The 15911-nt window shown below is 63.0% G+C and carries 10 protein-coding genes; 6 read left to right on the forward strand and 4 right to left on the reverse strand.

Annotated elements, in window-relative coordinates; all coding sequences use genetic code 11:
- Positions 1 to 11: 11 nt before the first annotated feature.
- Genes B9Z33_RS11860 through B9Z33_RS11875 form a run of 4 tightly spaced genes read left to right on the forward strand, consistent with a single transcriptional unit; the run spans position 12 to position 3408 of the window.
- Positions 12 to 1454: an FAD-binding oxidoreductase gene (locus B9Z33_RS11860; RefSeq protein WP_108287255.1), complete on the forward strand. Its 1443-nt coding sequence runs from the start codon at positions 12 to 14 to the stop codon at positions 1452 to 1454.
- A 25-nt stretch (positions 1455 to 1479) separates the two neighbouring features.
- Positions 1480 to 2325, forward strand: coding sequence for a thymidylate synthase (locus B9Z33_RS11865; RefSeq protein WP_108287256.1), 846 nt, complete (start codon positions 1480 to 1482; stop codon positions 2323 to 2325).
- An 11-nt stretch (positions 2326 to 2336) separates the two neighbouring features.
- Positions 2337 to 2825, forward strand: a complete 489-nt coding sequence (locus B9Z33_RS11870) for a dihydrofolate reductase (protein ID WP_108287257.1) — start codon at positions 2337 to 2339, stop codon at positions 2823 to 2825.
- A gap of 10 nt (positions 2826 to 2835) precedes the next feature.
- On the forward strand, positions 2836 to 3408 hold the full coding sequence (locus B9Z33_RS11875; RefSeq protein WP_108287258.1) for a DUF4337 domain-containing protein: 573 nt from the start codon (positions 2836 to 2838) through the stop codon (positions 3406 to 3408).
- A 61-nt stretch (positions 3409 to 3469) separates the two neighbouring features.
- Here B9Z33_RS11875 and B9Z33_RS11880 read toward each other — a convergent pair whose 3' ends face one another.
- A complete protein-coding gene (locus B9Z33_RS11880) occupies positions 3470 to 5767 on the reverse strand; it encodes a tetratricopeptide repeat protein (RefSeq protein ID WP_146183864.1) in 2298 nt (765 codons plus the stop codon).
- Positions 5768 to 5958: 191 nt separating this feature from the next.
- On the opposite strand from B9Z33_RS11880, the gene xth reads away from it, so the two are divergent.
- Positions 5959 to 6741: an exodeoxyribonuclease III gene (xth, locus tag B9Z33_RS11885; protein WP_108287260.1), complete on the forward strand. Its 783-nt coding sequence runs from the start codon at positions 5959 to 5961 to the stop codon at positions 6739 to 6741.
- 273 nt (positions 6742 to 7014) lie between these two features.
- On the opposite strand, the gene B9Z33_RS11890 is transcribed toward xth, so the two are convergent.
- The 3 genes from B9Z33_RS11890 to B9Z33_RS11900 are packed head-to-tail and all read right to left on the reverse strand — an operon-like array spanning position 7015 to position 12115.
- Positions 7015 to 7992: an alpha-E domain-containing protein gene (locus tag B9Z33_RS11890; protein WP_108287261.1), complete on the reverse strand. Its 978-nt coding sequence runs from the start codon at positions 7990 to 7992 to the stop codon at positions 7015 to 7017.
- 15 nt (positions 7993 to 8007) lie between these two features.
- A complete protein-coding gene (locus B9Z33_RS11895; protein ID WP_108287262.1) occupies positions 8008 to 9459 on the reverse strand; it encodes a circularly permuted type 2 ATP-grasp protein in 1452 nt (483 codons plus the stop codon).
- A 58-nt stretch (positions 9460 to 9517) separates the two neighbouring features.
- On the reverse strand, positions 9518 to 12115 hold the full coding sequence (locus B9Z33_RS11900) for a DNA internalization-related competence protein ComEC/Rec2 (RefSeq protein ID WP_108287850.1): 2598 nt from the start codon (positions 12113 to 12115) through the stop codon (positions 9518 to 9520).
- Between the two features lie 197 nt (positions 12116 to 12312).
- Here B9Z33_RS11900 and B9Z33_RS11905 point away from each other — a divergent pair, with 197 nt between their 5' ends.
- The gene (locus tag B9Z33_RS11905) at positions 12313 to 15759 is read left to right on the forward strand and encodes a DUF2126 domain-containing protein (protein WP_108287263.1); all 3447 of its coding nucleotides are present in this window, start codon (positions 12313 to 12315) and stop codon (positions 15757 to 15759) included.
- Positions 15760 to 15911: the final 152 nt, after the last annotated feature.

Raw genomic sequence — 15911 nt, forward strand, 5'->3', positions numbered from 1 at the left:
TACCCACTCAGATGACGACTTCGCCCGACGCCCGCCAAGCCATGATCGCTCAGCTGCGCCAAATCTGTGGCCATGCCAACGTGATCACCCACGACGACCCTGGCGCGGACCTCAGCCCCTGGGAGCAAGACTGGCGCAAGCGCGTCAAAGGCCGGGCACTGGTCGTGGTGCGCCCGGGCAACACCCAGGAAGTCGCCGCCGTCGTCAAGGCCTGCGCTGCGCACAACACCCCCATCGTGCCGCAAGGCGGCAACACCGGTCTGGTGGTGGGCGGCGTGCCCGATGGCTCAGGCACCCAGATCGTGCTGAGCATGACCCGCATGAGCGCCGTGCGCGCCATCGATCCGGCCAACCTGACCATCACGGTGGAAGCCGGCTGCGTGCTGCAAAACCTGCAGGCTGCGGCCGAAAACGCCGGATTTTTGTTCCCGCTGAGCCTGGGCGCAGAAGGCAGTTGCACCATTGGCGGCAACCTGGGCACCAACGCGGGCGGCACGCAGGTGGTGCGCTACGGCAACACGCGTGAGCTTTGCCTCGGCCTGGAAGTCGTCACCGCACAAGGCGAGGTCTGGCACGGTCTGAGTGGCCTGCGCAAAGACAACACGGGCTACGACTTGCGCAACCTGATGATCGGCAGCGAAGGCACGCTGGGCATCATCACCGCTGCGACGATGAAGCTCTACCCCCTGCCCGCCGCGCAACTGACCGCCTGGGCCGCCGTGCCCACCATGGAAGCCGCGGTGCAGCTGTTGGGCCTGGCCCACCAACGCCTCGGACCGGGCCTGACGGGCTTTGAGGTCATGAACCAGTTTGCGCTGAGCCTGGTGGACAAACACTACCCCCAGCTGCGCGTGCCGCTGTGGCAAGAAACCCCCTGGTGCGTGCTGCTTGAAAACTCGGACAGTGAAAACGAAGCGCACGCCCGCAGCCAGTTTGAAGCCCTGCTCGAAGCCGCACTGGAGGCCGGTTGTGTGACCGACGCCGTGGTAGCCGAAAACCTGACGCAAGCGCGCAGCCTGTGGCACATCCGCGAAAGCATCACGCTGGCCCAGGCCACCGAAGGCCTGAACATCAAACACGACATCAGCATCCCGGTCTCACGCATCCCGGCCTTTGTGGCCGAAACCGACGCCTTGCTGGCGCGCGAAGTGCCCGGTGTGCGCATGGTGGACTTTGGCCATCTGGGCGACGGCAACCTGCACTACAACGTGCAGGCACCTGAAGGTGCCGATGGCCAGGCCTTCTTGCGCGACTTTGAAGACAAAGTGAACACCCTGGTGTTTGACCAGGTCAAACGCTTTGACGGCTCGATCAGCGCCGAACACGGCGTGGGCGAACTCAAAGTGGGCAAGTTGCCCCTCTACAAAGACCCCACGGCGCTGGCCATGATGCGGGCTGTCAAGCAGGCGCTGGACCCGCACAACCTGCTCAACCCCGGGCGCGTCCTCGCCTGAGCCCCAACATTTAAACTTGCACCCCATGAACACCCCTGCCCAGCACCGCCCCATCCGCAGCCAGTACGAAGACTTCATGCGCCACGTCTACACGACGGGCGTTCAAAAAGGTGACCGCACCGGCACCGGCACGCGCAGTGTGTTTGGCCACCAGATGCGGTTTGACCTGAACGAGGGCTTTCCGCTGGTGACCACCAAGAAGGTGTTCCTCAAAGCCATCATCGTCGAGCTGCTGTGGTTTTTGCGTGGCGACAGCAATGTGAAATGGCTTCAAGAGCGCGGCTGCACCATCTGGGACGAATGGGCACGCGAAGACGGTGACCTGGGCCCAGTCTATGGCGTGCAGTGGCGCAGCTGGCCCACGCCCGGCGGCGGCCACATCGACCAGATCCAGCAGGTGATGGACACCCTCAAAAACAACCCCGACAGCCGCCGCATCATCGTGAGCGCCTGGAACGTGGCCGAGCTGGACAAGATGGCTTTGATGCCTTGCCACGCCTTTTTCCAGTTCTATGTGGCCCCAGCGCAAAACCCCGGCGATAAGCCCAAACTCAGCTGCCAGCTGTACCAGCGCAGCGCCGACATCTTTTTGGGCGTGCCCTTCAACATCGCCAGCTACGCCCTGCTGACGCACATGATCGCGCAGCAATGCGACATGGATGTGGGTGACTTCATCTGGACCGGTGGCGACTGCCACATTTATGCCAACCACCACGAACAGGTGGAACTGCAACTGAGCCGTGCGCCCATGGCCTACCCCACGCTCAACATCAAGCGCCGCCCCACCTCGATTTTTGACTACGAATACGAAGACTTTGAAGTGCTGGGCTATGAGCACCATCCGGCCATCAAAGCGCCGGTCGCTGTCTGAGGTCCGGTGAGATGAAACTGCACCTGATTTATGCCCGCGCCCGCAACGGCGTGATCGGCAAAGACAACCAGATGCCCTGGCACCTGCCCGAGGACCTGGCGCACTTCAAGCGCGTCACACTGGGCCAGCCGGTCATCATGGGCCGCAAGACCTGGGACTCGCTGCCCGCCCGCTTTCGCCCGCTGCCTGGTCGCGTCAACATCGTCGTGACACGCCAGACCAACTGGCAAGCCGAAGGTGCTTTGAAAGCTGGCTCCATCGAGGAAGCCATGCGCCTGTGCGGGGATGCGCCTGACGCCTGGATCATGGGCGGGGCCGAGATTTACCGCCAGGCCGAACCCCTAGCCAGCACGGCGGTCGTCACCGAAATCGATGCCGACTTTGAAGGCGATGCTTTCGCGCCGACGCTGTCACACGCCTGGCAAGAGCAGCATCGAGAATCGCATGTGGCGGTCCATGGCCTGCCTTTCAGTTTCGTCACATACCAACACAACTTCTGAGGAGACACCCATGTCCGGACACGGTTTTCACGTTCACGGCCCGCACGACCACGAGCTGGAGCACGCAGCCCAGGGCCACGGCGGCGAGCACACCAACAGCATCGCCATGTTCACCGCGATCATTGCCACAGTGGGCGCGCTGTTTGGCTACATGGGCGGGGCCACCCAGGCCAATGCGGGCCTGTACAAAAACAACGCGGCCATCAAAAAGACCGAAGCCTCCAACCAGTGGAACTACTACCAGGCCAAAAGCAGCAAGCAAAACCTGAGCGAGCTGGCCATGGAGCTGACCCCCGCCAAAAAAGAGTTCTACCAGGACGAAATCAAACGCTACAAAGGCGAAAAAGCCGAGATCAAAGCCGCCGCTGAAAAGCTCGAAGCCGAATCCAAACACTGGGACGAGCAGTCTGACGCGCAAATGCACCAGCACCACCGCTGGGCACAGGCCACCACCGTGTTGCAGGTGTCGATTGCCATGGCGGCCATCGCCTTGCTGTCCAAAAAGAAATGGCTGGAATTCGTGATGTACGGCGCAGGTGCCGTGGGTGTGGTGATCGGCGTGCTGGCCGCCATGCACATCTGAGCGACAGAACCCGAAACGCCGCTGAGCGCATGCGCTCAGCGGCCCATCTCACAAGGCCTTTTCAGGCCTTTTTCTTTTTGGATGCGGCACCAGTTTTGGGGCCACCGCCACAATGGCTGCGCCACATGTGCCGCAGCGCCGCCTCAAAATCGCGGGTGTACTGGTCGATGTTCCAGGCCGGTGCTGCCAGAAGGCGCTCACGCAGGCCTTGCTTGAGGGCCAGCAAAGCCTGGCGGTCACGTGCCATGGCCGCGGCGATGCGCACATAGTCGGCATCGGACTCAGCCACCCAGTCATGCAGGTCTGCAGCCTGCATGAAGCTGGCCCCCATGCGCGAGACAAAATTGCCCCCCGCCTTGACCACCACCGGCACCCCCATCCACAGCGCCTGCAAAGTCGTTGTCCCACCGTTGTAGGGCACAGGATCGAGGGCGATGTCCACATCGGCATACTCGGCCATCATGTCGGTCAGGCCCACCGGGCCACGGAACGCCAGGCGATCACGCGCAATGCCTTCGGCCAGGAAGCGCTGGGCAAACGCCTCGATGGCACCCTCGTCCTTGAAGCTGGGCGCCTTGAGCAGCAGGCGCGAGCCCGGCACCTCTTTGAGCACGGCGGCCCAGAGCTTGACGGTGTGCGGCGTGAGCTTGGGCACGTTGTTGAAAGAACCGAAGGTCAGGGGGCGTTCGGCATGCGCCTGGCCGTAGTCCGGGTACGGGTAGTCGGTTTCAGGCGCAAAGCAAAACACGCTGTGGGGCAAGCGCGCCAGCTGCTCGCTGAACAGCACTTCGCTGCCCGCAGGCGCCACCACGGCGTCAGCCACCAGCCAGTCGATGTTGGGCACGCCGGTCGAGGCCGGATACCCCAGAAAGGTGGCCTGCACCGGTGCGGCGCGCTGACCGAACAGGCTCATGCGCTGCATGCTGGTGTGGCCCGACAGGTCCAGCAGGATGTCGATGCCATCTTCTTCAATGCGGCGAGCCAGCTGGCTGTCGTTCCAGGTGGTCGCTTCTACCCAACGCGCCACACGGCGTTTGGCCAGCTGGGTTTGCTCGTCGTACGACACGCCCGTGAAATACATCGTCACTTCCACCGCCCGGCGGTCCAGCCGCGCCAGCACCGGCTGCATGAAGATGTTGACCGGGTGCTGGTGGTGGAAATCGGCAGAGACAAGACCCACACGCAGGGGGCGATCGGGCGACTTGTCGTTTTTGAAACTGCTGACCGAGCGGGCGTTGTCGCCCAGGTGGGCAAACAGCTCACGGTGCAGATCGGACACTTGCCGGGGGCTGAGCTTGTCGCTGTAGAGCGAGCTCATGGCCGCACTGGAATGCATCTTGGAGCCGGGGCCTTCCTCGTCGGCCAGCGCCTTGTAAAGCTGCAAGGCGGTGTCGGCATCGCCCGTGCGCCCGGCCACGCTGGCGCGCATCGACTTGGCCCCCGACTGCGGCGCAATCGCTTCGGCTTTGGCCAGCTCTTCCAGCGCCTCCTGCATGTTCCAGCTCTCGGCCAGCGAATGGGCCAGGTTCCAGTGGGCCAGATCGCTGCCCGGGTGCAGCTCGACGTTGCGCCGCAGCACCGCCTGAGCTTCTTGCCACAGGTTGTAGCGGAACGACAAATCGGCCAGGCGCACCAAAGTGGCCTCGGAGGTGCCCACGCTGGCCCGCTCAAAGGCCCGGTGCCCGTCTTCGGTCATGCCTAGGCGCATGAAGATGTCACCCAGGTCCATTTGCATCTCGGCGCGCTCGTTCTCGTCGATGGGCTCCTGGCCGATCCGCAAGACCAGCAAAGCCTGCCGCAAAGACTCCAGCGCCCGGGCCGCGTCGCCGCGCTCCAGCCGGTACTTGGCCATGCGCCAGTGCACCAGCCGGTTTTTGTCGGCCCCGGCCGCCGCCAGGGCCCGGTGGTATTCGGCGGCACCGGCTTCCATCTGGCCCATGTCTTCGAGCAGCCGTGCCAGCGACAAACGGGCCTCGAAGCGGGCGGGGACCAACGCGATGGCCCGGCTGTAAGAAGCCAGGGCCTGCTGGTGCACGCCTTGCTGGCGGCACAAATGTCCCGCCTCCAGCCAGCCGCTGTAGTTGCCCGGAAATGCCTTGAGCAGCTGCGAAAACCCTTCGCGGGCCACTGCAAAATCACCCAGCCTGACCAGGCAGCGGGCCCGCTGCAAGGCGGCCACTTCCAGCTGGGGGGCGATACGCAGCGCCGCCTCATATGCGGCCAGCGCCTCGGCCCAGCGCCCGGCCTTGAAATCGGTATGGGCCTGGTTGAAGGCATCGGCCGCAGCGGCAGGCACCTCCAGCGGCGCTGCAAGGTTGCTCTGAGAATCGGTCTGAAGATCGGATGAAGAGGAAGTCATGGGCAACAGTTCGGGTGGCAATGCAATGAATCAGGGCCACATTGTCGCGTCTGCGAGCAACCGAATCCATCCGGTTCGGTTTCTTTTGGCATGCAAAGGTAGCATCCAGGCCTTAGAGCCTCAAGCCCATGGTGAGGCGTAGCCCCTGGGCTAAACTCCAAACACCCTTTTCACTGTCTGAAATCGCCCCCATGAAAATTGCCACCTGGAACGTGAACTCCTTGTCTGTGCGCCTGCCGCAAGTGCTGGATTGGCTGGCCGCCAACCCGACCGAGGTGCTGGCCCTGCAAGAGCTCAAGCTGACCGACGACAAGTTTCCCGCAGCAGCGTTTGCCGAAGCGGGCTACCAAGCGCAATGGTTCGGCCAGAAAACCTACAACGGCGTGGCGCTGATTTCCAAAGCCGAAGGCACGGAGGTGGTGAAAAACATCCCCGGCTTTGAAGACGACATGTCGCGTGTGATTGCGGCCACCTTCCCCGACGGCGCGGGCGGCACGGTGCGTGTGATCGGCGCTTATTTCCCCAACGGTCAGGCACCGGACAGCGACAAATTCGTCTACAAAATGCGCTGGCTCGACGCGCTGCGCGACTGGGTGGGCAGCCAGATGCAGCAGCACCCCAACCTGGTGCTGCTGGGCGACTACAACATCACCTTTGACGAACTCGACATGTGGGACCCGGTGGCCCTGGCGGGCACCATCCACTGCACCGATGCCGAACGCGAGAAACTGCAAGCCCTGATCGGGCTGGGCCTGACCGACAGCTTCCGCTTGTTTGAGCAACCCGAAAAAAGCTACAGCTGGTGGGATTACCGCGAGTTCGCTTTTCGCCGCAATCGGGGCCTGCGCATCGACCACATTTTGATCTCCGAGGCGCTCAAAGCACGTGCCAGCGCCTGCGTGATCGACCGGGCCCCGCGCAAAAACGAGCGGCCCAGCGACCACGCGCCCGTGGTGCTGACGCTGGGCGACTGAGCGCAAAACCCATAAGCCTCCTACGCCCTGGCCCCCTGTGGGAGCGAGCCCCCGCTCGCGAATGCGCTATGAGCCACTTCAGGCATTCGGCCGCAGGGGCAGCCTCCCACAAAAACACGAATGCCCCCCTCCCCGTGGGAGCGAGCCCCTGCTCGCGAATGGTTGCTTGGGCTCTGCACGCATTCGGCCGCGGGGGCGGCCTCCCACAAAGACACGAAGGCATCCTCCTGCGAAAACACGGAAGCGGCCTCCGACTAAGACTCTACCAAGTGGTCAGGCCGCTTGCGGCATCAGAAACTCGCGACTGATGCGGGCGCCCAGCACGTTCACGCGCTCCAGGAACTGCGTCAGGTAGGCATGCAGGCCAGTGGCCAGAATCTCGTCGATGCGGCCAAAGGCCAGCTCCGAGCGCAAACGACCGGCGTGGCGCAAGGTGTCACTTTCGGAGTCGTGAGACACCAGCTTCAAATTCGACACCACCTCATTGAGGCTGGCATGCAACGAACGCGGCATGTCGGGTCGCAAAATCAGCAGCTCAGCCACGCGTTCCGGTCGGATCACATCGCGGTAGACCTTGCGGTACACCTCAAAGCCGCTGACGCTGCGCAAGATGGCGCTCCAGTGGTAGAAGTCGTATTCCTGCGTCACCTCGGCCTCGACACCGCTGTAGTTGGGCGCACCAAAAAAGTCGTTTTGCATGGCGTGGAACTTCACATCCACCAGCCGGGCCGTGTTGTCGGCCCGCTCCAAAAACGTGCCCATGCGCATGAAATACAGCGACTCGTCCATCAGCATGGTGCCCACGGTCACGCCGCGTGACAGGTGCGAGCGGAACTTGACCCATTCAAAAAACTGACCCGGATCGCGCTCGAACTCGCCGCTCTTGAGCATGCGGTTGACTTCAAGCCAAGTCTGGTTTTGCGTCTCCCAAACCTCGGTGGTCAGTGTGCCCCGCACGGCACGGGCGTTTTCACGCGCAGCGCGCAGGCACGAAATGATGGACGAAGGGTTGTTCGCATCCTTGACCATGAACTCCATCACATCGCAGGGGTTGATGTTTTTGTAAAGCGCCAGGTAGGAAGGCAGCAATTCACTGATCGACAAAATGCCCTCCCAACCCGCTTCGACAGCGGCGGCGGACTGTGGCAAAAGCGAGGTCTCGTAGCTCACATTGAGCATGCGGGCGGTGTTCTCGGCCCGCTCCATGTAGCGGGACATCCAGAAGAGGTGGTCGGCGGTTCTTGAAAGCATGTGTCTTCTCCCTTGTCAGTCCTGCAAAATCCAGGTGTCTTTGGTGCCGCCGCCCTGGCTGCTGTTGACCACCAAAGAGCCCTCTTTCAAAGCCACACGGGTCAAGCCGCCGGGCACCATCTGCACCGTGCGGCCACTCAGCACAAAGGGCCGCAGGTCGATGTGGCGCGGGGCGATGCCGCTGTCCACAAAAGTGGGGCAGCTCGACAAGCTAAGCGTGGGTTGCGCGATGTAGCCCTCCGGGTTGGCCAGCAAGGCAGCCCGGAATCGCTCAATCTCTTCTTTGGTCGACGCCGGGCCGACCAGCATGCCGTAGCCGCCCGCGCCATGCACTTCCTTGACCACCAGGTCTTTCAGATTGGCCAGGGTGTACTGCAAGTCATCCGGTTTGCGGCACATGAGGGTGGGCACGTTTTTGAGGATCGGTTCTTCCCCCAGGTAAAACTTGATCATGTCGGGCACATAGGGGTAAATCGACTTGTCGTCGGCCACGCCCGTGCCCACCGCGTTGCAGATCGTCACATGCCCGGCTTTGTAGGCCTCCATGAGGCCCGCGCAGCCCAGCGTCGATGTGGGGCGGAACACGTTGGGATCCAGAAAGTCGTCGTCCACCCGGCGGTAGATCACGTCCACACGTTGTGGCCCGCGTGTGGTGCGCATGTAGACGAACTTGTCTTTCACAAACAGGTCTTGCCCCTCGACCAGCTCCACACCCATCTGCTGCGCCAAAAAGGCGTGCTCAAAATAAGCGCTGTTGTACATGCCGGGCGTGAGCACCACGACCGTGGGCTCGGCCGTGGTGGCAGGGCTGCTGGCACGCAGCGTCTCCAACAACAAGTCGGGGTAATGCGCCACCGGGGCCACGCGGTGCTGACTGAAGAGTTCAGGGAACAGCCGCATCATCATCTTGCGGTCTTCGAGCATGTAGCTCACGCCGCTGGGCACGCGCAGGTTGTCTTCGAGCACGTAGTACTCACCGTTGCCCTGCGCGTCGGGGGCACGCACGATGTCGATGCCGCTGATGTGCGAATAGATGTTGTTGGGCACATCCACGCCCACCATCTCGGGGCGGAACTGGGCGTTGTGTTCGATTTGCTCACGCGGGATCACGCCGGCCTTCAGAATCTCCTGGTCGTGGTACACGTCGTGGATGAAGCGGTTGAGGGCGGTGACGCGCTGGACCAGACCAGCTTCCATGCTTTTCCACTCCTGGGCGGCGATCACGCGGGGGATCAGGTCAAACGGGATCAGGCGCTCGGTGCCCGAACCGTCCTCGTCCTTGTCGCCATAGACCGCGAAGGTGATGCCCACACGGCGGAAGATCATCTCGGCTTCTTCTCGGCGCGAGGCCATGGTTTGGCTGTCTTGCGCTTGCAACCATCGGGCATAGGCCAGGTAATGGTCTCTGACCTCTCCGGCATCACCTGCGGCAGGCAAGCGGCTGTACATCTCGTCGAATTCACGCATAGCTCGTCACTCCTGGCTTCTGGATAGCAAGATGCATACCCAGTCCGCTTGTCGCGCGTCAAGGCCCGACAAGGTGGTGCCAATAGCGTCTGGCCAGAACCCTTTCACATTGCACTTGAGCAGGCGCATCGCTGCGCCAAGTGGCGGCCCCGCACCGGGTCGACTCCACCAAAGCGATGCCTTCTGCGCGGTAGCGATCCGCGACAGGCGGAGCCGGGTGTCCATAACGGTTGCGGTAACCCGCTTGCACCAGCGCCAGCCGGGGATGCAAGGTCTGCAAAAAGGACAGGCTGGACGAGGTCTTGCTGCCATGGTGCGGCACCAGCAGGACGTCAACGGGTGCCACGCCCGCCTGCACCAAAGCCAGCTCTTGGGCTGTCTCAATGTCACCGGTCAGCAAGGCCGAGGCCTGGCCACTGCTGATGCGCAAGACGCAGCTGACCTCGTTCGGCTTGGGCTGCTTGGAGGCGGAATCACCCGGCTGCACCGCTCTGGTGGCTGGCGGGTGCAACACCTCAAACAGCACACCATCCCACACCCAGGACTGCCCGGTTTGACAACGCGTCCAGCCGGGGCGCAGCGCGTGCAGGGGGTGTTCGTCTTCCAGCGAGGACCACAAATGCGCCTGCGCTTGCATGGCCAGCACGGCCGCTGCACCGCCCGTGTGGTCGCTGTCGCGGTGGCTGAGCATCAGCACATCCAGCCGCTCGCCCATTTGCGCCAGCAGGGGCACCAGCACCCGGTGGCCCGCGTCGCTTTCGGTCGAATAACGTGGCCCTGTGTCGTAGAGCAAACTGTGCGTGGCGGTGCGCACCAGCACGGCGTTGCCTTGGCCCACATCGGCGGCCAGCAGTTCAAACGCAGCGCCAGACGGACGCGGATGCACCCAAAACAGCACAGGCCACAAAAGCGGCAGGCACAAGAGCTTCCAGGAAAGTGGCAGCTTGAGCACCAGACCCACCGCCCCAGCCAGCGCCAGCATGGCCAAGGCCCAGGGCGGCGTAGCCGTGGACACGCTGGCCAAAGGCCAGGCAGCCAACCCAGCCAACAGGGTCACCAGAGGTTGCAGCGCCCAAGTCGCCAACACCAACGCACCGGGCCAAACCACCCCCAGCATGGCCAAGGGCGTGACCACCAAGGTCACCCAGGGAATCGCCAACAAATTGGCCAACAAGCCCACCAAGGACACCTGGCCAAAGAACAGCAGTGTCAACGGTGCCAAAGCCCAAGTGATCGCCGCCTGTTCACGCAACAAGCCCCAAGCCCCTCGAAGCAAAGCGACTCCCCAAATAGGGAATTCCAGCGCACCCCATCGGTGCTTGATGGTTTTTGGCACCAAGTCAGTGCGCAACGGCTCTGCATCGCGTTCAACCAGTCCAGCTGGTGGCGTCCGATCCTGCGCGCTGTGCTGACCGGAGGCCATCAACACGCCCACAGCCACAAAGCTCAGCCAAAACCCGGGCTGCAACAAAGCCCACGGGTCGAGCGTCAACACCACCGCACCCGCCAACAGCCAAATGAGTGGCCCATGCCATTGCCGAGATGACATTTTGAGCAAGGCCACCACCCCCAACATCCACAGGGTGCGCTGCGCGGGCACGCCCCAACCACTGAACAAAGCATAAAACCCAGCCAGTCCCAAACCTGCCAACGCGCCCACATGGGCCGCAGGCCAGCGCAAAGCCCCGGCAAAACCCCACAACGCAGACTTGCGCCAACACCAAGCCACCAAAGCAGAGGCCAGCCAAGCGAACATGGTCACATGCAGCCCGGAAATGCTCATCAAGTGCGCCACACCCGTGGCCCGAAACACATCCCAGTCGGCGCGGTCAATGGCGGCCTGATCGCCCGTGACCAATGCCGCCACAACACCCGCCAACTGGGCAGACTGCGCAGCCCCCGTCCACGGCCAAATAGTCGATGACAAATGCGTCAGCAAGCGGTCACGCACGGCCTGACGCCAGCCCTCGACCGGGTGTGCCCAAGTGGCGGCCAGTCGCGCAGGGGCGGGGTCTTTGGCACCTGTACGCACATAGCCAGTAGCACGAATGCCCTGCTCCCACAACCACAATTCGTAGTCAAAACCCCGAGGGTTCAGGTTACCGTGCGGCGCTTTCAGTCGAACCCGCAAGCGCCAACGCTCCCCCGCTTTCACGGGCTCGGGCAAGGCCGACGTACTCCACCCACTGTCGTCTGTGCCCTCTTGGCCGTACCAGCCCAGATACACCTGCGAGGGCAGGGATGTGGGCAAATCCAGCGCTTGCGCCCTGCCCGTTTTGTCGATCCGCCAGGCTTGCTCGATCTCAAACCGAAAGCGCCATCCGATGTCCTGGCGTTGCGGCATGGCCTGCACCACACCCACCACATCGAGGTCTTGCCCCTCCAGCGCAGGGTCGATGCTGTGCAAGCGCGACAAAGCGTGCAGCCCGGTGACGGCAAAGGAGGCAGCGCCCCAAACCAGGCACAGCCCGATGGCGCGCCAACCCACAGACTTGGGCACGCGGCGCAGGGTGAAGCCAGCACCCCAAGACAGACAGAGCACTGCGGCATAAGCCCAAGCAGACCAAAGCGCCTGCTGCTGCAACTGCAAGGCCACGCCTGCACACCAAGCGAGCAAGACCAGTCCTAAACTTTGACCCCACTTCATGGACAACATGGCCAAGCCTTTCGGGCAGTCGACCAACAGAACGCGAGCGTGCAATTTCGCTTCATGGCAGCCTCCCTGATTTGGCTGTTTGGATGATCCGTGGGTCTTTGCCCTGTCTTGCCCAGAATTCTGGCGCGTGTCTTGCTAGTTGTAACTGCCCAAGCTGCATTTGTCATGCGTGCAGCCCCTGTTGCGCTGAACGAGATATGTCGATACACGTTGCCCTGCACCACGTCACCCATTACGAATACGACCGCCCCGTGCAGCTCGGCCCGCAAGTCATCCGCCTGCGCCCTGCCCCTCACAGCCGCAGCCGCATCCTGAGTTACAGCCTCAAAGTCGAACCCGCAGAGCATTTCATCAACTGGCAACAAGACGCCTTTGCCAATTACCAAGCGCGCCTGGTCTTCCCGAAAAAGACCAACGCCTTCAAGGTCACCGTGGACGTGGTCACCGAGATGGCCGTGTTCAACCCCTTTGACTTCTTTCTGGAACCCTCGGCCGAAGAAGTGCCCTTCAAGTACTCGGACACCGTGCGGGAAGAGCTGCAGTCGTATCTGGACAAAGACCACAAGACCCCGCTGTTCAAGAAATACCTGGCCAGCATGGACCGCAAGCGCCAGCGCACCATCGACTTTTTGGTGCAGATCAACCAGCGCTTGCATCAAGACATTCGCTACACCATCCGCATGGAACCCGGCGTGCAAACGGCCGAAGAAACCCTGACCCTGAAAAGCGGTTCATGCCGCGACACGGCCTGGCTGTTGGTGCAGCTGTTCCGGCACATGAACATTGCCGCCCGCTTTGTCTCGGGTTATCTGATCCAGCTCGCCCCCGACGTCAAATCGCTCGATGGCCCCAGCGGCACCGAAGTGGACTTCACCGACCTGCACGCCTGGTGTGAGGTGTACCTGCCCGGCGCGGGCTGGGTGGGGCTGGACCCAACGTCTGGCTTGCTGGCGGGTGAAGGCCACATTCCGCTGGCCTGCACGCCGCAGCCGTCAGCCGCCGCGCCGATCGAAGGCCTGATGGACGAAGCCGAGGTCGAGTTTCACCACGAAATGAGCGTCACGCGCATCCACGAATCACCCCGCGTGACCCGCCCCTACAGCGAAGAACAATGGGCCGATGTGCTGGCTTTGGGCGAACAGGTGGACGCGCAATTGGTGGCGCAAGACGTGCGCTTGACCATGGGCGGCGAGCCGACCTTTGTGTCCACGCAAGACCGTGACGGCGCCGAATGGAACACCGACGCTTTGGGCCCCACCAAACGCGGCCTGGCCACCGAGCTGGTGCACAAGCTGCGCCAGCAATACGGCCAGGGCGGTTTCTTGCATTTTGGCCAGGGCAAGTGGTACCCGGGTGAACAACTGCCGCGCTGGGCGCTCAGCATTTACTGGCGCGCCGACGGCACGCCCTGCTGGCAAGACCCCGATGTGTTTGCCGACGAACGCGAACCCAGCCAATACACCAGCGCCGATGCCCAGCGCTTCATGCAAGGGCTGACCGAGCAGCTGGGCCTGCCCGGCGACACCGTGCTGCCCAGCTACGAAGACACCTGGTACTACCTCTGGCGTGAACGCCGCCTGCCCGTGAACGTCGACCCGTTTGACGCCCGCCTGGACGACGAGATGGAGCGCATCCGTTTGCGCCGCGTCTTCAGCCAAGGGCTGGACCAGCCTGTGGGTTATGTGCTGCCGCTGCAGCCTGCGGAACCAGCCGTTGAGCAAGCCACCTCATCAAAGACCCCCAATCTGAGCGGGGCACCTTGGCAAACCGGCCGCTGGTTCCTGCGCGACGAGCGCATGTACCTCATGCCCGGCGACTCCCCCATGGGCTGGCGCTTGCCACTCGACTCCTTGCCGTGGGCCGTACCGACCGAACGCTGGCACATGATCGAGCAAGACCCCTTCTCGCCACATCTCTCACCCCGCAGCGCCTTGCCAGCGGCCGCGCCGGTGACGATGCAGCCGCGCCATTCCCAAAAGCCTCCGGCAACGGCTCCAGCAGCACCTGCAGCCAAGTTCGCGTCCGACGCCTCCGTGGTGCGCACCGCCCTGTGTGTGGAAGTGCGCGACCCGCGCCGCGCCAACGGGCCAAAAGCCGAACGAGATGTCGAGGCCGAGGCGCAACAGCAAGGTGAAAAATCTGGCGTGCTGTACGTCTTCATGCCGCCGCTGGCAAGGCTGGAAGACTACCTGGCCTTGGTCAGCGCCGTCGAAGCCACGGCCAGAACGCTGGGCATGAAGATCGTCATGGAAGGCTACCCGCCGCCACGCGACCCGCGCCTGAAACTTTTGCAAGTCACGCCCGACCCGGGTGTGATCGAAGTCAACATCCACCCGGCCCACAACTGGAAAGAGTTGGTCGAGCACACCGAGTTTTTGTACCAGGCAGCTTTCGAGACCCGCTTGTCGGCAGAAAAGTTCATGACCGACGGTCGCCACACTGGCACGGGTGGCGGCAACCACATGGTGATGGGCGGGGCCACCCCGGCAGACAGCCCGTTTTTGCGCCGACCCGAATTGCTGGCCAGCCTGATCCTTTACTGGCACAACCACCCGAGCCTGAGCTATTTGTTCAGTGGCATGTTCATCGGCCCGACCAGCCAGGCCCCGCGTGTGGACGAAGCGCGCAACGACCAGGTCTATGAGCTGGAGATCGCCCTGCGCGAGATCACCAAAAACCGCAAAAAGTATGGCACCGACATGGCCCCTTGGGTGGTCGACCGCACGCTGCGCAACATCCTGGTGGACGTGACCGGCAACACCCACCGCAGCGAGTTTTGCATCGACAAGATGTATTCACCCGACAGCAGCACCGGCCGCCTGGGCCTGCTGGAGTTGCGGGCGTTTGAGATGCCGCCCCATGCGCGCATGAGCATCGTGCAGCAGTTGCTGCTGCGTGCGCTGGTGGCCCGTTTTTGGGACGCGCCGTATTCGGCCCCCGTGACCCGCTGGGGCACCGAGCTGCACGACCGTTTCATGCTGCCGCACTGGATTCACAAAGACTTTGACGACGTGCTGACCGAGCTGGGCGACGCGGGCTTCCACTTTGACCCGAGCTGGTTCGCGCCGCATTTTGAATTCCGCTTCCCCTTGGTCGGGCAGATTCGGGTCGATGGCGCAGTCGTCACCCTGCGCAATGCACTGGAGCCCTGGCACGTCATGGGCGAAGAAAGCTCAGCGGGCGGCACCGCCCGCTATGTGGACTCGTCGCTTGAACGCATCGAGGTGCATGTGACCGGCATGAACCCGGCACGCCACACCGTGACGGTGAACGGCAAGCCCCTGCCCTTGCAGCCCACCGGCGTGGTGGGCGAATACGTGGCCAGCGTGCGCTACAAGGCCTGGAACCCGCCTTCGTCACTGCACCCCAGCATCGGCGTGCACGCGCCGCTGACGGTGGACCTGGTGGACACCTGGATGAAGCGCTCGCTGGGCGGCTGCCAATACCATGTGGTACACCCCGGTGGCCGCAACTACGACAGCTTCCCGGTCAACGCCTACGAGGCCGAAAGCCGACGGCTGGCACGTTTCTTCCGCATGGGGCACACGCCGGGCGCGATGCGCAACCTGGCCGCGCTGGGGCCCAACGCCACACTGCACGCCAGTCCGGAGTTTCCTTACACACTGGATTTGAGGCGGGTGTGAATGCCCATCGACCGGATCACCCCTGTGCACGCGAGGCTCTGCCCCTGTGGGAGCCCGCCCCTGCGGGCGAATATGGGCCAGGCCATGCAGGCATTCGCGAGCAGGGGCTCGCTCCCACGAAGACAAATGAGCTCGCTCAAATTCCAGCGACA

This window comes from Limnohabitans sp. T6-20 (assembly GCF_003063505.1).
In the GTDB taxonomy this organism is placed as follows: domain Bacteria; phylum Pseudomonadota; class Gammaproteobacteria; order Burkholderiales; family Burkholderiaceae_C; genus Limnohabitans_A.